General features: G+C 36.3%; 25 protein-coding genes. 2 read left to right on the top strand and 23 right to left on the bottom strand.

Translation table 11 applies throughout. From position 1 onward, the window contains the following. Nucleotides 1–97 precede the first annotated feature (97 nt). A complete protein-coding gene (locus CVD27_RS24120; protein WP_101651201.1) occupies nt 98–274 on the top strand; it encodes a DUF2759 domain-containing protein in 177 nt (58 codons plus the stop codon). 50 nt (nt 275–324) lie between these two features. Here CVD27_RS24120 and CVD27_RS24125 read toward each other — a convergent pair whose 3' ends face one another. The 22 genes from CVD27_RS24125 to CVD27_RS24230 all read right to left on the bottom strand — a co-directional run bounded on the left by CVD27_RS24125 (nt 325) and on the right by CVD27_RS24230 (nt 20,951). Continuing rightward, nucleotides 325–651 (bottom strand): MTH1187 family thiamine-binding protein, encoded by a 327-nt coding sequence (locus CVD27_RS24125; protein WP_101651203.1) that lies wholly within the window; start codon nt 649–651, stop codon nt 325–327. An 86-nt stretch (nt 652–737) separates the two neighbouring features. After that, nucleotides 738–1,763: a YqgU-like beta propeller domain-containing protein gene (locus CVD27_RS24130; protein ID WP_180960420.1), complete on the bottom strand. Its 1,026-nt coding sequence runs from the start codon at nt 1,761–1,763 to the stop codon at nt 738–740. Nucleotides 1,764–2,118: 355 nt separating this feature from the next. Next, on the bottom strand, nt 2,119–3,306 hold the full coding sequence (locus tag CVD27_RS24135) for a M14 family metallopeptidase (protein WP_101651206.1): 1,188 nt from the start codon (nt 3,304–3,306) through the stop codon (nt 2,119–2,121). A 91-nt stretch (nt 3,307–3,397) separates the two neighbouring features. Then, on the bottom strand, nt 3,398–3,607 hold the full coding sequence (locus tag CVD27_RS24140; RefSeq protein ID WP_101651208.1) for a YqgQ family protein: 210 nt from the start codon (nt 3,605–3,607) through the stop codon (nt 3,398–3,400). Between the two features lie 176 nt (nt 3,608–3,783). Beyond that, nucleotides 3,784–5,340, bottom strand: a complete 1,557-nt coding sequence (locus CVD27_RS24145) for a rhomboid family protein (RefSeq protein ID WP_101651210.1) — start codon at nt 5,338–5,340, stop codon at nt 3,784–3,786. Between the two features lie 224 nt (nt 5,341–5,564). Then, nucleotides 5,565–5,759, bottom strand: coding sequence for a hypothetical protein (locus CVD27_RS24150; RefSeq protein ID WP_101651212.1), 195 nt, complete (start codon nt 5,757–5,759; stop codon nt 5,565–5,567). Nucleotides 5,760–5,858: 99 nt separating this feature from the next. Then, the gene (locus tag CVD27_RS24155) at nt 5,859–6,812 is read right to left on the bottom strand and encodes an L-lactate dehydrogenase (RefSeq protein WP_101651214.1); all 954 of its coding nucleotides are present in this window, start codon (nt 6,810–6,812) and stop codon (nt 5,859–5,861) included. A gap of 69 nt (nt 6,813–6,881) precedes the next feature. Next, nucleotides 6,882–7,667 (bottom strand): DUF92 domain-containing protein, encoded by a 786-nt coding sequence (locus tag CVD27_RS24160; RefSeq protein ID WP_101651216.1) that lies wholly within the window; start codon nt 7,665–7,667, stop codon nt 6,882–6,884. Next, a complete protein-coding gene (locus tag CVD27_RS24165; protein ID WP_180960421.1) occupies nt 7,661–8,230 on the bottom strand; it encodes a 5-formyltetrahydrofolate cyclo-ligase in 570 nt (189 codons plus the stop codon). Before CVD27_RS24165 ends, CVD27_RS24160 begins: the two co-directional genes overlap by 7 nt. Before the next feature lie 57 nt (nt 8,231–8,287). Then, nucleotides 8,288–8,437: a 50S ribosomal protein L33 gene (gene rpmG / locus CVD27_RS24170; protein WP_015594975.1), complete on the bottom strand. Its 150-nt coding sequence runs from the start codon at nt 8,435–8,437 to the stop codon at nt 8,288–8,290. Between the two features lie 61 nt (nt 8,438–8,498). Next, a complete protein-coding gene (locus tag CVD27_RS24175; protein ID WP_180960422.1) occupies nt 8,499–9,134 on the bottom strand; it encodes a hypothetical protein in 636 nt (211 codons plus the stop codon). A gap of 14 nt (nt 9,135–9,148) precedes the next feature. Beyond that, complete coding sequence (locus CVD27_RS24180; protein WP_101651222.1) at nt 9,149–10,405, bottom strand: glycosyltransferase family 4 protein; 1,257 nt, start codon at nt 10,403–10,405, stop codon at nt 9,149–9,151. Nucleotide 10,406: 1 nt separating this feature from the next. Beyond that, nucleotides 10,407–11,087, bottom strand: a complete 681-nt coding sequence (locus tag CVD27_RS24185) for a DUF4912 domain-containing protein (protein WP_101651224.1) — start codon at nt 11,085–11,087, stop codon at nt 10,407–10,409. A gap of 293 nt (nt 11,088–11,380) precedes the next feature. Further along, nucleotides 11,381–12,040: a phosphate signaling complex protein PhoU gene (phoU, locus tag CVD27_RS24190; RefSeq protein ID WP_101651226.1), complete on the bottom strand. Its 660-nt coding sequence runs from the start codon at nt 12,038–12,040 to the stop codon at nt 11,381–11,383. 16 nt (nt 12,041–12,056) lie between these two features. Further along, on the bottom strand, nt 12,057–12,830 hold the full coding sequence (pstB, locus tag CVD27_RS24195) for a phosphate ABC transporter ATP-binding protein PstB (protein WP_101651228.1): 774 nt from the start codon (nt 12,828–12,830) through the stop codon (nt 12,057–12,059). A 12-nt stretch (nt 12,831–12,842) separates the two neighbouring features. Continuing rightward, a complete protein-coding gene (gene pstB / locus CVD27_RS24200; RefSeq protein ID WP_219621331.1) occupies nt 12,843–13,598 on the bottom strand; it encodes a phosphate ABC transporter ATP-binding protein PstB in 756 nt (251 codons plus the stop codon). An 86-nt stretch (nt 13,599–13,684) separates the two neighbouring features. After that, on the bottom strand, nt 13,685–14,572 hold the full coding sequence (pstA, locus tag CVD27_RS24205) for a phosphate ABC transporter permease PstA (protein ID WP_101651233.1): 888 nt from the start codon (nt 14,570–14,572) through the stop codon (nt 13,685–13,687). Next, complete coding sequence (pstC, locus tag CVD27_RS24210; RefSeq protein ID WP_374703103.1) at nt 14,572–15,438, bottom strand: phosphate ABC transporter permease subunit PstC; 867 nt, start codon at nt 15,436–15,438, stop codon at nt 14,572–14,574. The genes pstA and pstC overlap by 1 nt, the downstream gene beginning before the upstream one ends. Nucleotides 15,439–15,575: 137 nt before the next feature. Further along, complete coding sequence (locus CVD27_RS24215; protein ID WP_101651237.1) at nt 15,576–16,499, bottom strand: phosphate ABC transporter substrate-binding protein; 924 nt, start codon at nt 16,497–16,499, stop codon at nt 15,576–15,578. Nucleotides 16,500–16,706: 207 nt separating this feature from the next. Next, nucleotides 16,707–18,797, bottom strand: coding sequence for a peptidoglycan D,D-transpeptidase FtsI family protein (locus CVD27_RS24220; protein WP_101651283.1), 2,091 nt, complete (start codon nt 18,795–18,797; stop codon nt 16,707–16,709). 206 nt (nt 18,798–19,003) lie between these two features. After that, nucleotides 19,004–20,233, bottom strand: coding sequence for an MFS transporter (locus tag CVD27_RS24225; protein WP_101651239.1), 1,230 nt, complete (start codon nt 20,231–20,233; stop codon nt 19,004–19,006). A gap of 109 nt (nt 20,234–20,342) precedes the next feature. Continuing rightward, nucleotides 20,343–20,951, bottom strand: a complete 609-nt coding sequence (locus CVD27_RS24230; RefSeq protein ID WP_101651241.1) for a superoxide dismutase — start codon at nt 20,949–20,951, stop codon at nt 20,343–20,345. Nucleotides 20,952–21,325: 374 nt separating this feature from the next. On the opposite strand from CVD27_RS24230, the gene CVD27_RS24235 reads away from it, so the two are divergent. Then, nucleotides 21,326–22,021 (top strand): Crp/Fnr family transcriptional regulator, encoded by a 696-nt coding sequence (locus CVD27_RS24235; protein ID WP_101651243.1) that lies wholly within the window; start codon nt 21,326–21,328, stop codon nt 22,019–22,021. A gap of 87 nt (nt 22,022–22,108) precedes the next feature. On the opposite strand, the gene CVD27_RS24240 is transcribed toward CVD27_RS24235, so the two are convergent. Further along, nucleotides 22,109–22,591 carry a DUF456 domain-containing protein gene (locus tag CVD27_RS24240; RefSeq protein ID WP_101651285.1) on the bottom strand — a complete coding sequence of 161 codons (483 nt, stop codon included), beginning with the start codon at nt 22,589–22,591 and terminating at the stop codon, nt 22,109–22,111. Nucleotides 22,592–22,682 lie beyond the last annotated feature (91 nt).

Below are 22,682 nucleotides of genomic sequence, written 5' to 3' on the forward strand. Positions count from 1 at the left end.
AAATATAAAATAGGAAATGAATGTATATAATATAGTTACATAATTTTTTGAAAATCTTAGGCATCTTGCCTGCTTTAAAGAAAAAGGGGGAATTAAAATGGGTTTAGTGATTATATTTGCTCTCGTAACAATCCTTGCAGCTATTGGAGGATTTAAATCACTGAAAGATAAGAACTTCCTTGGCGCTTTTTGGGGTGTAGCTTCATTTCTAGTTTTCGGCTGGTTTACAGTCATGACGGTTATTGAATCCGGTTTCCCAACTGGAACTCATTAATACGAAACGTAAAGCAAAAGACTGTCATTTTGACAGTCTTTTTTGCTTGGTTATTTATCCTCTTTTTCGTTCAGCAGACTATTAACCCGTTCAACCTTATACTCCATGGTCCGTTTAACATCTCTGCGGTCATCAATACGAACCGTGGTAGCAACCCGCTGGATTCCCTCAGAGAATGGTACCTCATGCATGGCTTGGATCACTTCAAACAGTACTGGAAGTTCACCCTCAATAATTGTATTCATTGGAGTTAATTGAAACTTAATTTTTCCTTCCTCTTCATATTTTCTTAATACCTTTTGAACACTTGCTACATATTTACTTACACTTGGGGTTTCAGTTCCTAATGGAATGACTGTTACATCTACAATTGCCATTAAATATCACCTTCACTTTTCATTTTTAATTTCCTCTGTGATTTTACCATAACAATCCACAAAGCAAAAAAGAATGACTCTGTTTGTCATTCCTTCATTAAGTCATAAATTTCCTTTTTATTTAAATCAATTATTTTTTCATAACTATTACCGAGTAAAGCAGTATCTCCAGATGGTGAGAAGGAAATTGGAACATTATCCAAGCCGCCAAGTATCAGATCACTAGTGCCCTTCTTTAAATCATATCTCATAAGTTCGAAACCATCTGTATAGGTATCGGCATCACCACTAGAAAATGGTGTGAACGTAAGAAACTGTTTCTTTTGTTCACTATAATCATAAAAAGGGACCAGCCAATCTGAAAACTTTTTTAACTGCGGCTGAGAAAAACGAAACATCTCTTTTTTCTCTTTATCAAAAAATGAATAATCAGCCATGGATGTTTCCTTTTCGTTAACTGCTACGTTCATTAGCATATCACGATAAGCCGAAAATTGAATTACTTTAGAAAAAACAGTCTTTTCTCCTTCATCACGTAATTCTTTAAAAATAAGCGGGGCTGCTAAGGAAGGACTATTTTGATCCCAATTTAAGTAAGCCACCTCTTCTCTCTTTATCCATTGAATAAACGGCTGCGGCAGATTAAGTTCTGTCGTATTACCCATTTTCGTATCCAATAAAAATAATTGAAAGCTCCAGTCTTCTGCAAATTTAGTAACAAGAATTTTTGACTCATTAAATGGATTCCATTCAAACACTAAATCATACGAAGGAAACTTTTTCTTTAATAGTTCAGTTCCTTTGGAATCGATAATAGTCACCAAGCCTTCAAGTGAGGACGGGGATGAATGGATCAAAAGATATTTCCTTGATGGGCTTATTTGTACATTGACTATAGGATTCTCAGTTTTATAAATTAACTTACTTTTACCTGTTAAAAGATTATATAGAAAAAGATTTGACGTTTGATTTAAGTTAGTAACATAGAAAATTTGTTGATTGGTAAACCACCCTATCACCTTAGACATCTCACCCTGACCCTCCGGAATCAATATTGGCATTTTCCATTTGGCAGGCGAAGCCCCTATCATGCTTGTTTTTACATGTTTCATATTGTTTTTTTGATTAGACTGTTCCTTCTTAGCACATGAACTTAAACAGAGGGACGACAAAATAAAGATTAGCAAAATGAAAATTCTATTCGCTTGTTTAAATTTGTTCCTATAAATCAAGTCGTCTCCTCCTACCCCTATCATGGTTAAGACGGTATTTATACAAAAAATGTTTCCATAATCTAAATATCTCAAGTTAAATAGGAAAAAAGCCGTAGATGCCCGGCTTTTTTATTGTTTGTGTGTTGATGGACCGTTTCAAGCCCCATCTTAATGTCTGAATTTTCTTATGCTATTTCAATTCTATTGTAAATGACGATGAGGCGATATTACAAGTAAGGAAGCAGGAAAAATTTTAATAGGTTATTACCGTCTCAAATATTTCTACTGCACGTTTTAGAATATCTGGGTATTGAGAAAGCGGCAAGGGATTAATGCCTTTTCCGAGTTCTATTGTAAATCCTGGCCGCTTAAACTCCTGAATAAACCAGTCCTTATAACCTGCATGACTGTTTACATAGCGAACAGCTTGATAACCACTCACTTTTTCTAGTTCTTGGGCAAGTTGTTCCGACTCTGCTGGTTCAAGTCCTTCATATCCCCAATAAAACTCCTCTCCTTGGGTATGGAAGGCTAATAGAAGATCAAATTGAATTTTTTTTGCTAAGTTCGCCATTGTAACTGCCTCGGGTTCTGTTAATGGTTCATCCCCAGGAAAGTCTCTTGGAGCCGGAGCTTTAGGCTTTTTATTTTCCCTGCAAATGTCCCAGTTCGCTGGAAATTGGTTATTTAAATCGATTCCTCTTATATTTGCTTTCCAATGAATAAAGTCATCACTGCCTTCATTTATTTCAATTACCTCTTTTCGTAAATGAGCAGGCGGTCCGTTTAAAACTAAGTCTACTCCATCAGGATTAACCATTGGAACAATGGAGAGTGAAAGGCACTCATATATCGCTGCAGCATTCCTTCCTCTGATAGAATAATTATTAATTAAAGAGAGTAAATACTGATTTAATACACTCATTAGAACCATTGTTGTAATCCATTCATTGGCATGGAAGGAAGCATTCATATGTATTTTCTTTTCTCCCTTTCCAATCCTGATTTCTTGTATTGGACTGCCTAAAACACTTGTACCAACATTAGCGGTTTCTATAAAAGGATAGACACGTGTAAGGTTGTTTATTAACTTTGTCAGTCTCTTAGAATCTAATGGGGTTTTTACTGGTGCAAAGGGAACCGTCACTTTTTCGGGGACATAAATCTTCTCACCTATAGCCAATTTTTCTGGGGTTTTGGTTTGATTCAGCAGTAAGAGTGAATCAACCTCTACTCCTCTTATTTTAGCAATTTTTTCAAACGTATCTGCCTCTTTAATGGTATAAGGAACCGAAACATATCCAGGCAGTCGAACTTTCTCTGCTGGTTTCATCTCTGTTGGATTAATATTGGAGTTAGATTCCATAATTAAATAAAGTGGGACGTTAAAAAGCTCGCTTAAATATGACAAGGTATCTCCAGTTCGTACACAAATCTCCATATACTTTTCTCCTCCCATCATAAAAAAACATATGATGAAAGGAAGGAAAAAATGACGAAAACCCGTATTTCTACGGGTACATAAAAATCACCTATCTTTGGTTACTTTTTTCTTTTAGAATTTGGATTTCGTGTCTAAGTAGTAACACAGCTGTCTGATAGTCTTTTGGTTCAATTAGTTGTGCTTGATACAAATCTTTTATTTCTGCTTCCATTAGTTCAAGGTCGCCTAATCTATCACCAACATAAATAATTGTCCCAAACTGTTTTAAAAATTGCTGAATATCATAGATGGTTTTCATTTAGGAATTCCTCCCCCCTAACTTTTGAATGGAGAGTATTTTACTATACTAATGAAAGTATAACTCAAGCACCATTTCACCTCAAGACTATAAAATTATTCAAAAAAATAAGCAGAAGATAAAAGACAAACTAATGTCAGAGACCTTCTGCTTATTCCTATAACTATAATCTTCTATCATCCGCCAAGAGATTGCAAATGCTGATTAATTTCTTTTACCAAATCCTTATATTGTTCTTTTTGGGGATCTAATTTTGCAGCTTTTTCAGCATTCTTTTTAGCTTGTTTGAGATCATTTTGTTCCATGTTAATAAGAGCAAGATTAAAATATGCTTCATCAAATTCAGGATCAAGTTGAATAGCTTTTTGTAAATGTATTTTAGCATCAGGCAGCATATTCTTTTTTATTTCTACAAAAGATAAAAGAAAATAGGTCCTTTCTGTAAGATTGTCTGCATTCTTCTCTGTATCTTTCAATAGTTTATATGCTTGATCATATTTACCTTGTTTGACATAATTATTTGCTATCATTAAATTGTTGTTTTCATCCTTTGATTGAGCGGAACTACTAAATCCATAAGAAATAGAAAACCAAATGACTGCTATAGAAGCAATAAGAAAAACCATTTGCCAAATAAGTTTTTTCTTTTTAGGGAAATAAGTAATACCAGCTGCAAGAAATCCCCCAGCTAAACCTCCAAGATGTCCTGCATTATCGATCCCTGATGCGGAGAAACCAAACACAAGATTGATCCCTAAAATAACAATAAGATTCATTCCCATTGTTCTGAAAAATAATTTTGGATACATTACACCAAAATACAACAAAGCCCCAAAGCATCCGAAAATGGCACCACTTGCACCAGCAGATAAGTTAGTACTAAAGAGGAAGCTGGCAATAAACCCTGTAAATCCAGCAAACAAATAAATAAATGGAAAACGTAACCTGCCGAATATCCTTTCAACTGTTGTCCCAAGAAAATATAGTGATAGGGTGTTTGTTGCGAGGTGCAAGAAACCGATATGTAAAAAAACAGGTGTGATCAATCTCCACCATTCACCTTGATATATCAAAGCGTTTACTTTTGCCCCATACTTGATTAATGTCGATGTATTAGTACTTCCCCCGTTTATTTCCAACCAGAGAAAAACTGCAAGTTGAATAGCGATAAATACATAAGTAAATAAAGGCTTGCCGTTAAATAGAATTTCTTGCTCGGTTTTCACTCTTTTAATTGAAAGATTTAAAGCCGACTTTTTTAATTCATCCACTTCCTGTTCTGTATAATCATCAAGAACCGTAAAGTGGATGTCCCTTTCAAGTTTTTCGGATATTCTTCCAAGCCCTGAGTCAAGTACATCATTCGCCAGGAGGATGGAATTAACCTTCGTTTTATCTCCATGCGGAGAGACAAAAGGTTTTGCAAGACGAAATTCATACTCATCCACAGGTGGAAACTTACTAACATATATATTTAGTACATTAAGTTCACTTTTACCTATTTGTTTACGTACTCTTTCCCCGTTTGAAGCCGTAAATTCAATATCTCTTTGCATGGCATTACTCCAATCTAAATCATGGAGCAGCATTCGAATAATTGGAGCTTTCTTATTTTCCAATCTTTCCAGCCAGAGCTCTTTTTGATTTTCAAATAATTGTATAACTCGATAACCATGGTCAGAGATGAAAGAATATGCCAGCCTCCAAAAAACGTAACCTTCTCTATTATTCATTTCTCCCCTACTTTCTAAGTTCAGCTAAAAGTGAATATCAGCTATGGCAATACCTTACCAACACCATTTGCCCCTTAAGCTAAGAGATTCCAATTGCTAATCTGTATTCATTTTTACCCGGTTTCTTTCATTATAAACGAAATGAGTCATTTACATTTGATAGAACTACGGAACGAAAGATATTTAACTAATTCGACAAAAAATAGAAAAACCATCTGTGGTTTTCACCCTTCAGATGGTCCTCCAAAAACTGTTGACATTAATTTTTGTCTTATCCCAGGCACGCTCATAATAGAACCTACAGCAAGTCTGCGCATCCATCCTGTACCAATCAGGATATTAATGATTCTGTATCTATACCGGAATACGATATAACCAATTGAACCAATCATAAATATGGATGTTAATATACGAGACATCTTCATCCCTCCTACTTATTATTCTGTGATGATAATATAGGGATTATCCATAAGTTTAAAATAAAAAGAGATGAATTGGTAATCCATCTCTTTATTTCGTTAGAATTTCTTAAACACCGGTTCCATTGTCTTTTTTAATACTTGAACAGAGTTTGTGAATTGTGCCTTCTCTTCATCACTTAGATCAAGTTCAACAATTTCCCTAACACCATTTCGGTTAACAACAGCAGGGACACCAATATAGATATCGTCGTGGCCATACTCTCCATCCAAATAGGTGGAAACAGTAAGAACGGAGTTTTCATTTCTTAAAATAGCCTTTGTTAAGCGGACTAACCCCATGGCAATTCCGTAATAAGTAGCACCTTTTCGCTCAATGATGTGATAAGCAGCATCACGAACATTTAAGAAGATTTTATTTAAATCATCTTTATTAACGTCAGCTTTATTTTTAGTCCATTCAGAAATGGTTGTTCCTGCAATATCAGCATGGCTCCAGACAGGAAGTTCAGTATCACCATGTTCACCAATAATATAAGCGTGTACGTTCCTCGTATCCACGTCAAAGTATTCCCCAAGTAAATAGCGGAACCTAGCAGTATCTAAAATAGTTCCGGAACCAATAACCCTTCCTCTTGGAAGTCCTGAGAACTTCCAGACGGCATATGTTAATATATCAACTGGATTTGTGGCCACTAGGAAAATTCCATTAAAGCCGCTATCCATGATTTCATCCACAATGCCTTTAAAAATCTTCGTGTTTTTCTCAACAAGATCAAGTCTGGTTTCTCCTGGCTTTTGGTTTGCACCGGCAGTAATAACTACAAGATCAGCAACGCCGCAATCTTTGTAATCCCCATACCAAATTTTCGTACGGGATGGAGCAAAAGGCATACCATGATTTAAGTCCATAGCATCCCCTTCCGCTTTTTCCTTGTTAAGGTCAATTAACACCAGTTCTTCAGTTATGCCTTGGTTTAATAGAGCAAATGCATAACTTGACCCAACAAAACCTGTTCCGATTAGTACAACACGGTTCACTCGTCTTAGCATCTTCATTCCTCCATTTCAGTTATATAGATTGATACTGTGTAAATATTAATATGAGTACATAAAATTCTATCAAAAAAGTCTAAATATTACGATTGATAATATTGCAGCTATTAGTCCTGAAAGAAAATTCACCATATCATTATCCACTAAGGTGAAACCTTTTATTCTTATTGTTGGGAATTGACAATGGCTCTTCTTTTCCGTAGTGATTCCACATTGTTCACATATATACACTTGCTGATAAAAAGCACCAAATAATGTATCAATAACATTTCCAATAAAACCAAATAGAAAAATAATCACCACTAAGTAGAGATCTAAGTGGAAAAACCAATAACTAAGTATGGAGATAAAGAACGAGCCAGAAGCTCCGGCAACACTGCCTAATCCGCTTATTGCACCAGAGGTACCTCTTTCAACTCGTTTAAAGGTTCGTATGTAAATGGGGTTTTCCCTGCTTAAACTGCCAATTTCCGATGCCCATGTATCGGAATTGGCACTCGCTATACAGACTATAAACCCTAGCATCCAAATCAGCTCAGGCTGAAGGGAATAAAGGAGGCTAAAAAGTGATGCAGCACCTCCATTCGCAAGAACCTGAAGCCAATCTCTCGTTCCCCCTTTGGCTAGTTTTTCTTCCATTTTTGTTTTGGCAGCACTTTTATATTTTGACCAAAAGCTGGACGTGGCAAAAAAAGCCCCCAGCAACGCAAGTCCATTTACACCAAAACCAATATATACAGACATCCCTACAAACATAGCTGTAAAGGCTCCTGTTATGGTTAGTGCATTTAATCGAACTCCTGCCACCGCCACAACTATTATGACAATAAAAGCAGAGATACCTTCTAGCATTTTGCTTTAATAACCTCTTGATCTGTAATAATTTTAGAAACTGGAATATCATGTTTTTCAACAGGAAAATGTGGGATGATTTGCAGATGAAAAGCTAGTGATAAGGTTTTACCGGAATAATTTGATAAAAACCGATCATAAAAACCCCCCCCAAAACCTAACCGAAAGCCGTCTCTAGTATAGGCAAGACCAGGGACAATGATTAAATCAATCATTTCGGAACTAATCTTGTTAGTCACTGATACTATTGGTTCCCATAAACCATAGTAAACCGATTCAAGTTGGGAAAAATCTGTAAGTGTTCTAAAGGATAGTGTTTTATCAATTGGATTACATTTTGGGACAACTACTTGTTTTCCTTCATCCCAAGCTCTACGAATGATTTGATATGTATCAACTTCTGGCTTTCTCGAAATATAAATCCCGATGGTTTTCGCTGTTTTCCACTCATCCTCTTCAAATAGGGTGCGGGCAATTTTATGAGAATAATCTTCATATAGGGTTTTTCCAAGTGATTGGAGCGACTCTTTAACTCGCGTTCGTACTACTTTTTTATCATTCATTATAGTTCCACCTCACCTTTTTTACGCAACAAAAAAAGCAGCAGGAAGCCCTACTGCTTATTTTGTTTCACGGTGTGCTGTTGTACGCTTTTCTCTTGGGCAATATTTTTTAAGCTCAAGACGATCTGGGTTGTTACGTTTATTTTTTGTTGAAATATAGTTACGATCTCCACACTCAGTGCAAGCTAACGTAATATTTACACGCATGTTTATTTCCCTCCAAACGATTAAGCTGTTCGTTCATACGACTTTTCTATAATATCACTTTTCAACAGGAAATGCTAGTGTGTTTTTTAAGAAGTGCTTTTTCTAAGGAAAGGAGTTCGCTTTTATTGGAACCACTTATCGTCCAAGTAACCATTTTTAAGGTTTGATGCGGCTCGATACACATTTTCATCGTAAAAATACTAGCCGCAGGTCCTTTTGCCATAGGCTGATATTTTAAGTTTCCTTTTTGAATGGAACTCCAAATCCGGTCCGTAAATGCACTCCATAATGGGACAACTGAATATTCTTTTATACAGGATTTATTACAGAATCCATTCACGAGATAGACCATTTCATCCGCATGATGAAAAATATGATTTTCTACTGGTGACACAAAAGTTAAATGGTCATGACTAACATTTAGAAAATGGTGCATCGCTAAAAGATTAATCGGTTTTGTTTGATCACTGTGATTACTTACATGAACACTTGAAAGAGAAATCTTTGAATGAATTTGTTCATGCTTCACCTGCAACATTAATGATTCATCGTAAATCACTTTCTCCATAGTGTTTTGGAGCCATAAGTATTTACCATTTACCCAAATACCAGGAATAAATTGAAATGTATCTATCGCTTGTTTAAGATCAGAGACATTTTTCTCGTTTTGAGATTCAGTAGTTAATTTTATCATCATGTACACCTAATTTATTATTTATTTGGCGCTGCCTTTTGCTCCTTCTCATTAACTCGATTGTCTAATAAAGTATCTTTGATAACCCTGCTTGTTTCAGCAGCGATCCGTTTCCATCCATATAGACTTTGAACAATTTGCTTACCTCTGGTGCCAATCTCTTTTGCTTTCTCAGGTTGACTTAATAAGTATTCCAACTGTTCTAATAGACTATGAGCATTTCCCGGAGCCATAAGCATACCCGTTTGAAGATGCTTTACAATTCCTTTCATACCGCCAGTATTAGACACCACCGTTGGTTTCCCCAGAATCATTGTTTCTAAAACAACAATACCAAATGGCTCGTAAAGGCTTGGTATAACAGCCAGCTCACAGCCTTGGATAAGGACATTTCTTTGTTCATCCGAAACATAGCCAATAAAGGAAACCTGTTTATCCAAACCACGTTCTGTTACCTGTTTTTGATAGGTTCTGAGCATTGGTCCTTTACCAGCTATTACGAAGCATAAGTCCCTATTCTTTACCTTTGCAATTGCTGCTGCCTCGATAATGGTTTCAAAACCTTTTTCTTCGACTATTCTCCCAATGGAAAATATATACTTTTTTCCATTTAAATCAGGGAAGATGTCTTCAATCTTATGGTCCACCCTTAAGGGTTCAATTCCATTTGGAATAACGGCAACCTTTTCATCGGCTGATGTAAAAACCTTTTTTATTTCGTCCTTCATATAATCGCTGCAAACAATTAGTTGATCTGATTCCAAAATTAATTGTTGTTCTTTTTCGTGGATAAATTGTTGTATCTCCGTGTAGATTCCATTATTTCTTCCATGCTCAGTAGCATGGATGGTTGTCAGCAATGGAATGCCTAAACGTTCCCTTAATGTGATTGCTGCTGCTCCAACTAGCCAATCATGGGCATGTATGATGTCAAAGTCTTCCCCCATTGCAAGTTGTTCTGCTTTAAATGCCATTGCTAAATTAAGTCCAGCGATCCAATTTAGGAAATGGTCATCATATTCATTTATAGGCTTTACACGATGGACAGTTACTCCATTCATGTCTTCAAAGGGCGGAAGATCATTTTTCCCTGCTGTTAATACATGAACTTCATGACCCTGTTCTGCTAACTGTGAGGATAAGCCAAAAACATGTCTAGAGAGTCCACCGACAATGTTAGGCGGATATTCCCAGGAAAGGATCAGAATTTTTAATTTCCATACGGTTTGGCTTTTTACATCCAAGTCAACTGAGGCTGAAAGTGGCTTATTCATTTTACTCCTCCAAGCTGTTCGATTTCACATAGTAGCTGTAAGTACTCACATGCTCCATCCATTTTGGAGACTCTTCCTCAAATCGTTGAAATTGCAATAATTCCTGGTGATATGTACCCCCGCTCTGAATATCTAGAGAAGGCGTTTGAATACTATCTGAACGATAAAGAGGAAAAAATTCATTGTTATAGACGTACACACCTAATTCAGCGACATAGCAACGATTTTCCGCCAATCCTTTAACAAACCAGTGCCCACTTTGATAAGGAACAGTTATTTCATTATAATGGTGGGCGTTTTTACCATTAAACAATATATTTGTTACATCAAAAATTTTAAAAACAGTAACCAATTCTTCAAACTTACGATTAAAAAATCGCTCAATGATTTTTTTTGGTAATTCGGAAACGTCCCAGAAAAGAATTAGTTTGCGAGGTGCAACAAGCTTTGCCTTTAGCTCACCTTTTAGTGGGATTAATTCAGGTGAAATAGAGTAATCTGAGGAATTTGTATCCTTGGTAGATTGCCTATTAGTGTGACCAGTTATTTCATTATCATTATCATTCTCTTCAATCCATTTATTCCAACGATATTGAACTTTGCCTACCGTTGTATTTAATTCCGTGGCGATTTTTCGAAATGAAAGCCCATCTCCTCTTAATTTAATAATTTCTTCAATCATTTTTTTCCTCCATTCTGTAAACAATCAATATATGCATTTAATTACAAAATAATTCTATTAATTATTAATTTAATGGTATCATCAGTTTAAACAGCAGACAATAAACACAATTTGTCGTAATTTGGTTACCCTATACAGTATGCTTATTTACCAACCGAAAATTTTTTTAGATTTTTAAACTTACACTGTTTTTTACAATAATCAACAAAATTCAGAGCTGACGATGATCAGACTTTCGACACTATTTCCTATATAAAAAAAATGAGGATGCATAATGCACCCTCATTTTAACTCTACTCATTTAAATTAATTCGTTGTCCTGTTACAAGGTAAATAACATTTTCAGCAATATTCGTTGAGTGGTCAGCAATTCTTTCTACAAACCTACAAACAAATGATAACTGGATAATTTGATTGGTTGAATTAGGATTTTGCGGAATATATCCCATTAATTCCTGAACTAGCCGGCCAAACATTCTATCTACCTCGTCATCTTTTTTAGCACATCTTTGCGCCAAGGCTACATCTTCCCTGGTAAAGGCCTCTATTGACTCGGTAACCATCTCTAAGGCTATCCCCATCATCAGGGGTATGTCAACGATATCCTTAATATGCTTTTCCACACCAATATGGATAGTTGATTTTGCAATATTTACTGCCATATCAGCCAATCTTTCAACTTCAGATGATACCTTTAAAGCTGCACTAATTTTTCGAAGGTCAGTCGCTACAGGTGACTCTCTCGCAATTAATAATAATGCTTTATCATTGATTTCTTGCTCCAATTTGTCAATTTCATTATCACCTAAAATAACGGCCTTTGCCTTATCGAGATCTTGATTGACTAAGGAAATCATGGCCTCTCTAATAGCCACTTCAGCTTTTTTAGCCATTGAAATTAACATATCGTTTAACTGAATTAAATTATGATCAAAATTAGATCGTGTACTCATTATTCTAGTCACCTCATCATCCGAATCTTCCAGTAATATAGCCCTCAGTACGTGAGTCTGCAGGGTTTGAAAAAATTGTAGCTGTAGAGTCGAGCTCGATTAACTCTCCCATTAAGAAGAAAGCTGTTTTATCAGACACCCGTGATGCTTGCTGCATATTGTGAGTAACAATAACAATTGTATATTTTTCTTTTAACTCTAAAATCAATTCTTCAATTTTTAAAGTAGAAATCGGATCCAAGGCAGAGGTTGGTTCGTCCATTAACAGTACATCAGGTTTGGTTGCTAATGCTCTTGCAATACATAACCGTTGTTGTTGTCCACCAGACAAACCTAACGCAGGTGCATGTAATCGGTCCTTTACTTCATCCCATAATGCCACGTCCATCAATGATTTCGTGACAACCTCATCAAGGTGAACCTTCTTTTTAATCCCATGGATTCTTGGTCCGTAGGCAACATTATCATAAATAGATTGTGGAAACGGGTTTCCCTTTTGGAATACCATACCTACATGCTTCCTAAGGTCTACAAGGTCAACTTTTTCATCAAGTATGTTTTTTCCGTTAAAGTTTATTTCTCCTGTCATTTTGACATTTGGAACCATGTTGATCATTAAGTTTAGAGTTTTAATGAAGGTTGATTTACCACAACCCGAAGGCCCAATAATGGCAGTAACCTCTTTTTTGTTAATGGAGAAATTAATATCCTTAAGAGCATGGTGTTCCCCATACCATAAATTCAATTGGTTAATATCAAACACTTCTCTTGTCAATGTCGAAGTCAGCATCGTTTTTCCCCCTTATCCAAACCTTCCAGAAATATATTCTTCGGTCTTTTTCACTGAAGGATTAGTAAAGATTTTTTCGGTAGAATCATATTCAACCAAATCTCCATTTAAGAAGAAAGCCGTTTTATCAGAAATTCGGGAAGCCTGCTGCATGTTGTGAGTTACAATAATGATGGAATAATCCTTTTTCAATTCAACGATCAATTCCTCAACCTTCGCATTAGAGATTGGATCTAATGCCGAAGATGGTTCATCAAGAAGCATAACAGTCGGCTTCATCGCAATAGTTCTCGCTATGCATAAGCGTTGCTGCTGTCCGCCTGAAAGGGATAGGGCCGACTTATGAAGTCTATCCTTTACCTCGTCCCAAAGGGCAGCTTTCTCAAGACTTTCCTGTACGATATCATCAAGAACACTTTTCTTTCTTGTGCCGCTAAATTTCAAAGCATGAGTAATATTTTCATAGATTGATTTTGGAAATGGATTTGGCTTTTGAAATACCATACCTATCTCTTTCCTCAAAGCAACTACATTTATTCGGTCGGATAAAATATTTAAATCTTCATAGATGATTTCTCCTTCAGCTCTTGCTCCTGGGATTAAATCATTCATCCGATTGATACTTCTTAAAAAAGTGGATTTACCACAACCAGATGGCCCAATTAATGCTGTTACTGAATTTTTCTCAATATCCATTGAAATGCCATTAACAGCACGTTTTTCTCCATAAAATATTTCTAGATTATTTACTTTTAAAATATTTTCCATTTTCAACGGGACGGTTGTTGTTGGAATTATTTGTTCTATCGATTCCTTTTCTAAAAGAGTAGTAACCATCCGTTTTCACCTGCCCTTTATTTAGTTGCTGTGATCTTTTTATGAATCATACTTCCAATCCATCTAGCTAATAGGTTAAATAGTAAAACCGAAATAACTAGCACAGCTGCCGATCCGTTCGAAACCTCTTCAACGTCAGGAATGAGCCCTTGCGTATTAACTGACCAAATGTGCACAGCCAGCGTCTCGGCAGGACGAAAAATATTTAGTGGAGATTGTTCAGAAAATGGGTTCCAGTTTGAATAATCCAGCCTTGGTGTAGATAGGCCCGCTGTAAATAATAATGCAGCTGCTTCTCCAAATACCCTTCCTGCCGCAAGGATTGCACCTGTTAAAATCGATGGAAAAGCACTTGGTAAAATAACCGTTTTAATCGTATGCCAATGAGTAATCCCTAAAGCAAGACTGGCTTCTTTTAAATCGCGAGGTACGGCACGAATGGCATCTTCACTCACCCGGACTAATACAGGTAAATTAAAAACTGTTAATGCCAGAGCACCTCCAAGAATGGTGTACCCCCATCCAGTTAAATTTACAAACATTAATAAACCAAACATCCCGATAACAATGGATGGAAGAGAAGCCAATACCTCAATACAAGATCGAATGATATCAGTAACTTTCCCTGGCTTTGCATATTCGGCCATATAGATTCCGCCGCCTAAACCAAGAGGAACAGTAATTAACATCGTAATAAAAAGAACGTAAAAGGAATTAAATAATTGATCCCGAATTCCTCCACCAGCCATTACATTACTTGAAGGAGTGGTTAAAAATTCAAAAGATATGTGCTTAAATCCGTTGATTAATATAAACGAGAATAAACCAACTAAAATCGAAATGATGATTATAGCAATAGCAACAAATACTCCAGTAGCTATACGGTCAGCAGTTTTACTGTTCATTACATTTTCCTCCTTGATGACAGATAACGGATAAGGAGAATAAACGCAAACGACATGACTAATAGAATTAAGCCCATAGACCAAAGTGTGTTATTTTCAACACTTCCATATGTGGTATGACCCATGTTTAAAGTAATAATTGTCGTTAAAGTTGCGGATGCATCCAAAAGGCTTGAAGGTATATTTCGAACGTTTCCGATAACCATTTGAACGGCTAAAGCTTCTCCAAATGCCCTTGCCATACCTAATACTATTGCAGTGAGCAACGTTGGCAATGCTGCGGGAATGAGCACTTTGCGAATGGTCTGCCAGCGGGTCGCACCTAAGGCATAAGAGCCTTCTCTTAAATTTTTTGGCAATGAACTCATCGCATCTGTCGCGATCGTAGTGATTGTTGGTAAAATCATAATAGACAATACAATTGTTCCTGAAAGTAAACTAAACCCTAATCCTCCCACATGTTCCCGTACAAAAGGAACTAATACTGTAAGCCCGATGAATCCATAAACAACGGAAGGAATACCAACTAATAACTCAATGACCGGCTGTAATATTTTTCTTCCCCACGAGGGTGCAATCTCTGTCATAAATATTGCTCCGCCAATTCCTAATGGCGCAGCAACAAGTGCAGCAAGAAAGGTTACAGCAAATGAACCGAAGATAAACGGTAAAACCCCATATTTCGGGTTAGCTTGATTTGTAGGATTCCAATCTGCACTGGTTAAGAATTCAATAAGACTGACACCATTTTTAATAAATGATTGTAAACCTTTTGTGCCAAGGAAAATGGTTATAGATATAGTGGCTGAGATCATGATTACTGCGCATAAAATAACTAGTATTTTCCCGCGCATTTCACCATTCATCCAATTTTTTTCAGATTTTAATAATCTGTCTTTTGCAGGTATAATCTTTTCCATAATGCACTAACACTCCTAAAATACGTCATAATAGGGTAAATGCTTGGCCGCACTTACCCCGTTCAATTTTTTAGAACCTTAGCTTATAGATTTTTTTGATTTCCTTTAGCATCACGTTCTACTTTCATTTTTGTTACAGGAAGATATCCTTGTTGCTTAAGAAGGTTATTTTGAATATCATCTGACATCATAAAGTCAAGAAACTCCTTAGCAAGTCCATCTGGCTCACCCTTAGTATATGAGTGTTCGTAAGCCCAAACTGGGAATTTACCCGTTTGTACATTTTCAGCAGTAGGTTCTACACCATCAATGGAAAGAGGTGTTACTGAATCATCTGTGAAGTAAGAGAATGCAAGGTAGCCAATGGCTCCATCTGTTTCATTAATAATCTTTTTAACTGTGTTTGAAGAATCTTCTGTAATTCCTTCAGCAGGTGTTGCACCATCAAGAGCGAACTTATTAAATACTGCACGTGTACCTGATGAGTCAGGACGGTTTACTAGAACGATCTTTTGGTCTTTTCCGCCAAGTTCTTTCCAGTTAGTGATTTTTCCAGTAAATACTTTAATTAAATCTTCTTTTTTAATATCTTTAATACCAACTTTAGGGTTAACTGCAGCTGTCATACCTACAACCGCTACTTTATGATCGACAAGCTGATCAGCTGGGATACCTTCTTTTTCTTCTGCAAATACATCTGAGTTACCAATCTGTACAGAGCCTTCAGATACCTGTGATAAACCTGTACCAGATCCGCCAGCTTGAACTTGAATATCAACTTTTGGATTTTGAGCCATGAACTCTTCAGCCGCTGCTGCTACTAAAGGCTGCATAGCAGATGAACCAGAAATAGATAATGAACCTGATAATTCTTTCTTTTCTTCTGTCTTTGTTGTGTTGTCTTTTCCTTCAGATTTATCTTTAGAAGTTCCTCCACCACATGCCGCAGTGAAGACCATTAAAGCTGCAAACAATGCAAGTAGGCTTAATTTTTTTAGGTTTTTCATTTCTGTAATTCCTCCTACGAATTTGGTATTAATTATGTTTGTCTGTCTTACATGTTTAAGAATAAAACATATATGTAAACCCTGTTTTAACGAAATGTAAAGGTTATGTAAATATATGTTTAGTTATTGTAAATTTAAAAGAAATAAAAAAACACCTGTCTGAATAAATGACAGGTGGCTATTAAAATATTAAATTATTGATCTATTTTACTGGGAGTTTTGTGTAGAATCAGCTGCAGTTTGGTCAGCTTGTTGATCAGTGCCAGTAGTTCCATCAGTAATTTGATGTTTTTTCTTTAGATCAAAATAAGCATCTAAAACTCTCCGGCCAATTAAGTTGTTGATACTTGGACCGCTGTTTCCTTGATAAGCCCATGGCACAACTACAGCCAGTGCTACTTCCGGATTGTCGGATGGCGCGTAGCTGACAAGACTTAAGTTCCACACTTCTGTTCCACGTTTTGTTTTATCGGTTCCATCATAAAATGCCTGGGCTGTTCCGGTTTTACCTGCAGGATGGTATGGTGCACTCCCAAAGTAACTTTTCGCCGTCCCATCACCGACTTGCATAACCATTCGGAAGCCTTCTTGAACCCGCTTGATCCAAGCATCTTTCATATCAATACGATTTAGGACCTTAGGTTCCATTTCTTCAACGATTGGTCCTAACTCATTACTATCCATTACTGGTTCGCGAATTTCTTTGACGATATGCGGCTGGACACGATTCCCCCCATTAGCGATCGTTGAAACGTATTGTGCTAATTGCATTGGGGTGTACGTATCATACTGGCCAATGGCAAAGTCAAGAAGTTTACCCGGAATATTCTCTGTTCCTGGGAAGCCGCTCATTTCATTTGGAAGGTCAATTCCAGTCCTTGTTCCCAGACCAAATTGGCTAAAAGATTGCCGCATGGTATTAAAGGTCTTTGCAGTTTCCATATTAAGTGTTCCATTAGGAACATATTTTCCATGGGCCATTGCAATAACCGTCTTCCACATATAAACGTTGGAAGAAACCTGTAAGGCTCTTAAATCATTAATGGAACCAAAGGTTTTCCATGATTTTTTTATAGGTGTATTTTTAATCACTAATGGTTCATCTCGTTGGATTGTTCCAGGTTTAATTGCACCAGTTTGATAACCAGTTAAAATAGTAGCACCTTTGACCGCTGACCCCACATTGTAAGAGCTGGTAAAAGTACCACTAGCATAGTCTTTCATGACTGTCTTTCCTTTACTGTCCTTACCAATTAGTTTTCCGGCCATTGCCAATATTTCACCTGTATTGGGATTCGTGACAACGACAAAGGCACGATCCATAACACCAGTATTAGGTTTACTTTTAGCAGACCACATTTCTTCTTCGATTATTTTTTCAACCTGCTGCTGAAGCTCCATATCAATCGTTAAAACTAAGTCATCCCCACGCTTTCCTTCCGAAACAACTTCAGTCGAGAGGATTTTTCCTGATTTGTCAGTTACGTTTTTCACTTTTGCCTTTTGTCCATGAAGAACATCTTCATATTTTAATTCAAGATAGCTTTTCCCTACGCGGTCATTTCTGCTATATCCACGAGCAAGATATTTATCTAACTGTTCCTTTGGAATACCCGATTCGGACGAAGTGACATCCCCTAGAATAGATTGTAGGGTATTACCAAATGTATACTTACGTTCCCAGTCTGTGGTTGTATCCACACCAGGCAAATTAGCTAAATTTTCACTGACAATGGCATATTCTGCTGCTGAAACATTTTTATTTTTAACAATCTGCGGTGTTAGAGCATAGCCACTATTGAATTTACTATAAATAGCGAGTGTTTCAAGCTCTTCTCCTTTAATGCTGTTGATCTCCTCGTCAGTAACTCGATCCAGTTGTAACTGATAAATTTCCTTATCGTCTAATTTTTTCTCATTGTATAAAGCCCATTCTTTTTTAGTAATTTTCGCTTTAGCCTTTTTTGGATGTTTCATAATCCAATAATCCTTTTTGTCACGAACAGGAACCTTGGATGTATCCATCTGAATGAGCTTTGCTAATTTCCCTGCGGTGTTCAACATCTCCTCTTGCGTCACATTTTGACTTTTAGTATAAGTAATCGCATTTAAAGGACTATTATCTACAATTGTTTGTCCATTTCGGTCATACATTTTCCCCCTTGGAACAGGGTTATTAACGGTAATATCCTCGGTCCGTTCAATTTCACGTTTAAAATCATCACCAAAGACAATTTGCAGTTCTCCAAGACGAAGGATGAGAACAGAGAAAAGGATAAATACCACAAAAAACACCATATTTAAACGAAACGGGACATGTGTTCTTTTCTTTTTCTTTTTAAGATTCAAGGTTTATATACACTTCCTTTACTGCGGCTAACATAACTTTCTTTATTTTATAGGATAATGTTTTATTTTTCTATGAATAACCCTTACCAATTTTGTTAAAAATCCTGGACCAAATTAAGTTATTTTAGATGTACATATAAAAAAACGATGAGTCATTAACTCACCGCTTTATCTGCAGGTATTCGAACCCTTCTAATGAACAAATAAATTAATAAATGACCAGCACCCAAAAAGAATAATAAAATCGGAATACTTTGTTCCTCATTAAACCAAGTAATAGCTGCCAGAAAGGCTAGGATCGACACAATCCTGCCGAGATTCAGGTATATTTCCCGAACAACAATATATTCTATCCTCATTTCTGCAGCTTTCCATCCTGAACCAATCACATCATATGTAGTCGAACTATAAGGGACTAGCAAGAGCGGATACGCTATGGCGATTAGCCCTCCATATAATAATAATTTAACAAAGTTCAAATCCCAAACAATCAGCAGGACTGAAGCATAAAGTATAATTCCGCCAATCAAAATGGCTTTTTTTCGATTCTTTTTCTTAATCAATCGTGACGCAAAATAATAAGCAATAAAGGAAATTCCTGAATTAATCAGGCCAAATGTCCCTAAAGACATCTCACTTCCAGTTGAAATATATACAAAAACAGAGATAACAAAAGCAAAAGTTCCCTCACGTAATCCTTGAAAAAAATGAGCATTTGTAATTAATCGCCAATTTTCGTTTTGCTTCCTTTCCTCAATAATCCGTTTAAAACAGTATCTCCCTGACGCGGGTCTGGGTTTTAATGAAAAACTCATAAATACAGCTAATCCGAATAATGCTAGTGATAAGCCAAAAACAAATGTATAACCGGTAAACTGTTCAAATCTTGTGATGATAATCCCTGCTGCAATCGGTCCAATCATTCCTCCTGCAGAAGATAATATCCCTAAAAATCCATTAAAAAAATCTCGTGTCTCTGGTTCTGTAATTTCAAAGGTTAACACATTGTAAGCCAGCCAATAGAAACCATAACCAATCCCCAAGAGAGCCCCTAATAAAAGTAAATAAGTAGATGCATTTGTCCCCGTAACCAGAACAGCTAAATAAAATAACGCTAATGAGATGACACCAATCCGAAGTACAATCACTCGATCAATTTTCTTTGCCCACCGCCCGGCCAATATAAATGTTAACGGTTGTAATATGACTATTGACAGGTTATAAAGTGCAATATCAGAATACTGTCCTGTTTGCTTCCACAAATAAATATTCACAAAGGTATTGGACAAAGCAACACTTAATGAATACAAACCGCCGATGATTAGCAAAAGTGATAAATCCTTAGTTAATTCTACGTCACCTAAAATCTTAAATTTTTTTGCCATAAAAAAACTCCCCTTTGTCATAAGGGTAGTCTTTATCATGAACAAGGTTATTATACAAACTTTAAATAAATGAAAAAAGGCAGCTAAAAGCTGCCTTTTATTGATTAAATTATTTCGCTGCGTTATAACGCTTAGAAACTTCATCCCAGTTTACAACGTTCCAGAAAGAACCAATATAGTCTGGGCGTTTGTTTTGATATTTTAAATAGTAAGCATGCTCCCAAACGTCTAACCCAAGGATTGGAGTTTTTCCTTCCATTAATGGAGAATCTTGATTTGGAGTGCTGGAAACTTCTAATTCACCATTGTTTACAGATAACCATGCCCAGCCAGAACCGAAACGTGTAGTTGCTGCTTTAGCGAATTCTTCTTTGAAACTTTCAAAGCTGCCAAATTTGCTATTGATTGCGTCAGCTAATTCACCAGTTGGGGCACCGCCGCCATTTGGAGAAAGGATCTGCCAGAATAAAGAGTGGTTAGCATGACCGCCGCCATTGTTACGTACAGCTGTACGTGCAGCTTCTGGAACCGCATCCAAATTAGAAATTACTTCCTCAACTGATTTAGAAAGTAATTCTTCATTACCTGCTAATGCATTATTTAAGTTTGTAACATATGTGTTGTGGTGTCTAGTGTGATGGATATTCATTGTTTCCTTGTCAATGTGTGGTTCTAGTGCATCTTCTGCATAAGGTAATTTTGGTAATTCAAATGCCATGATTAATTCCTCCTAATATGTACGTATTAATTTTTTTGGGGGCTTTAGATACCTTATTTCCGTAGGATTTATAAGAATATTTCTAAAGCTTTGCCTTAAAGATACCAAAGTTGGTTTTTCGTTTCAAATAAAATGCTTACGGATACCCAACATAAATACAATGTCCTTTTTAAAGAAATTTATACCAGTAAAAAAACACCAGAGAGTTTCCTTATTAATTTTCGAAAAATTGTCATGATTCATCAAACTAGCATCCTGTCAACGATTTTTGTCATATCCTTTCAAAAGCACTTCCATCTCACGTTAATGACTTATTGACATGTTTTTTATTAAGGATTTTAATCAACTTGTAAGGATCAAAAGGAGTGAGTAATATGCCGACCACAAGCATTTCAATATATAGTCTAATGTTACAATTCTTTCAAAAAAAAGAGCCTATTCAAAAGGTTAAAGCTGGTACAGTATTTTTTCATGAAAAAGATTCTGTTGAGTATGTTTACTTAATACTCAAAGGAAGTATTGCTCTAGGCAGGGTTCACTTACGTGGAAAGGAATTTATTTTAAAAGTCTTAACTGACAAGGAAGTAATTGTAGAGTATCAGCTTTTTAAAGCCAATCCTCAATATCAGTTTTATGCTAAGGCTTTGACAGACTGTGAGCTTCTCTCTATAAAAAGAGAACTATTTGAGGAATTTATTTTGACGGATCCTGAAGCAATGAATGCTTTGGCGGCATGGTTAAGCACTGGATATATTAAGGCACAGATGAAGTGTCAAGACTTAATAATGAATGGTAAAAAAGGGGGCTTATATTCAATCCTTATCCGCCTATGCAATTCTTACGGAGTAAAAACTGAGGATGGCCTATTGATTGACCTCCCGTTAACCCATCAGGAACTCGCCAACTTAACGTATGGCACAAGAGAAGTCATTCAACGTGCCTTAAAAGAACTCCGTGAGAAAGATATTATTCTATATGAAAATCAAAAGTTTACCATTAAGAATCTACCTTATTTAAAAAGTGAAGTAGATTGTCAAAACTGTCCATTTGAAATTTGTGGCATTAATTAGAAGCTATACTTAGAACAGTGATTAGATAAATACTTAAAAAAGCCACTTGAATAAAAGTGGCTTTTAACATGGTAACAGTGCTTTCTATTAAAGAACAACGATTAAAAAATACCCCACCATAATTACTTGAATAATTGTTTTTGTCACAACGCTGCTAATAAATCCAATGACCGAGCCGAATCCAACCTTCACGCTTTCATTAAAGCTTCTTCTATTTACTAAGAGCTCAGCTGCAATCGCCCCTATGAATGGACCAATTAATATTCCAAATATGGGAATGACAAACGGCCCAGCTAAAATACCAAGTGTGCTTCCCCAAACCCCGGCCTTTGAACCACCGTACTTTTTTATACCGATTAAGTTAGCTATATAATCGGCTGCAAACAATAAGACGACAAATAATCCCTGAATCAACCAAAACAGCCAATTGAAAGGCTCAAAGGAAAACAACACGCCATACAATAGAAATCCAGCTAGTAGGAATAGTACACTAGGTATAATAGGATAAATCAAACCAATAAAGGCTACTGCAAAAAGAATACCTATGATAATCCAATAAACTGCTTCCATCTCTTCCCATCCTTCTTTCATTCTTTATCTTTCTACGATCTAGCATCAAAATAGTTTCAAAACCGCTACATTCTTGTATATATTAATGACA

Source organism: Neobacillus cucumis (assembly GCF_002860255.1).
Taxonomy (GTDB): domain Bacteria; phylum Bacillota; class Bacilli; order Bacillales; family Cytobacillaceae; genus Neobacillus; species Neobacillus cucumis_A.

Excerpts from the sequence above, each read along its gene's own strand:
- CVD27_RS24165 (WP_180960421.1), bottom strand. The coding sequence starts at position 8,230 with ATGAATGATAAAAAAGTAGTACGAACGCGAGTTAAAGAGTCGCTCCAA.
- CVD27_RS24185 (WP_101651224.1), bottom strand. The coding sequence starts at position 11,087 with ATGATTGAAGAAATTATTAAATTAAGAGGAGATGGGCTTTCATTTCGA.
- CVD27_RS24145 (WP_101651210.1), bottom strand. The coding sequence starts at position 5,340 with ATGAATAATAGAGAAGGTTACGTTTTTTGGAGGCTGGCATATTCTTTC.
- CVD27_RS24150 (WP_101651212.1), bottom strand. The coding sequence starts at position 5,759 with ATGTCTCGTATATTAACATCCATATTTATGATTGGTTCAATTGGTTAT.
- CVD27_RS24130 (WP_180960420.1), bottom strand. The coding sequence starts at position 1,763 with ATGAAACATGTAAAAACAAGCATGATAGGGGCTTCGCCTGCCAAATGG.
- CVD27_RS24135 (WP_101651206.1), bottom strand. The coding sequence starts at position 3,306 with ATGGAGATTTGTGTACGAACTGGAGATACCTTGTCATATTTAAGCGAG.
- CVD27_RS24235 (WP_101651243.1), top strand. The coding sequence starts at position 21,326 with ATGCCGACCACAAGCATTTCAATATATAGTCTAATGTTACAATTCTTT.
- CVD27_RS24140 (WP_101651208.1), bottom strand. The coding sequence starts at position 3,607 with ATGAAAACCATCTATGATATTCAGCAATTTTTAAAACAGTTTGGGACA.
- pstB (WP_219621331.1), bottom strand. The coding sequence starts at position 13,598 with ATGGAAAATATTTTAAAAGTAAATAATCTAGAAATATTTTATGGAGAA.
- pstA (WP_101651233.1), bottom strand. The coding sequence starts at position 14,572 with ATGAACAGTAAAACTGCTGACCGTATAGCTACTGGAGTATTTGTTGCT.
- pstC (WP_374703103.1), bottom strand. The coding sequence starts at position 15,438 with ATGAATGGTGAAATGCGCGGGAAAATACTAGTTATTTTATGCGCAGTA.
- CVD27_RS24120 (WP_101651201.1), top strand. The coding sequence starts at position 98 with ATGGGTTTAGTGATTATATTTGCTCTCGTAACAATCCTTGCAGCTATT.
- CVD27_RS24175 (WP_180960422.1), bottom strand. The coding sequence starts at position 9,134 with ATGATGATAAAATTAACTACTGAATCTCAAAACGAGAAAAATGTCTCT.
- CVD27_RS24220 (WP_101651283.1), bottom strand. The coding sequence starts at position 18,797 with ATGGTGTTTTTTGTGGTATTTATCCTTTTCTCTGTTCTCATCCTTCGT.
- CVD27_RS24215 (WP_101651237.1), bottom strand. The coding sequence starts at position 16,499 with ATGAAAAACCTAAAAAAATTAAGCCTACTTGCATTGTTTGCAGCTTTA.
- CVD27_RS24240 (WP_101651285.1), bottom strand. The coding sequence starts at position 22,591 with ATGGAAGCAGTTTATTGGATTATCATAGGTATTCTTTTTGCAGTAGCC.
- pstB (WP_101651228.1), bottom strand. The coding sequence starts at position 12,830 with ATGCTGACTTCGACATTGACAAGAGAAGTGTTTGATATTAACCAATTG.
- CVD27_RS24155 (WP_101651214.1), bottom strand. The coding sequence starts at position 6,812 with ATGCTAAGACGAGTGAACCGTGTTGTACTAATCGGAACAGGTTTTGTT.
- CVD27_RS24225 (WP_101651239.1), bottom strand. The coding sequence starts at position 20,233 with ATGGCAAAAAAATTTAAGATTTTAGGTGACGTAGAATTAACTAAGGAT.
- CVD27_RS24180 (WP_101651222.1), bottom strand. The coding sequence starts at position 10,405 with ATGAATAAGCCACTTTCAGCCTCAGTTGACTTGGATGTAAAAAGCCAA.
- CVD27_RS24125 (WP_101651203.1), bottom strand. The coding sequence starts at position 651 with ATGGCAATTGTAGATGTAACAGTCATTCCATTAGGAACTGAAACCCCA.
- CVD27_RS24230 (WP_101651241.1), bottom strand. The coding sequence starts at position 20,951 with ATGGCATTTGAATTACCAAAATTACCTTATGCAGAAGATGCACTAGAA.
- rpmG (WP_015594975.1), bottom strand. The coding sequence starts at position 8,437 with ATGCGTGTAAATATTACGTTAGCTTGCACTGAGTGTGGAGATCGTAAC.
- CVD27_RS24160 (WP_101651216.1), bottom strand. The coding sequence starts at position 7,667 with ATGCTAGAAGGTATCTCTGCTTTTATTGTCATAATAGTTGTGGCGGTG.
- phoU (WP_101651226.1), bottom strand. The coding sequence starts at position 12,040 with ATGAGTACACGATCTAATTTTGATCATAATTTAATTCAGTTAAACGAT.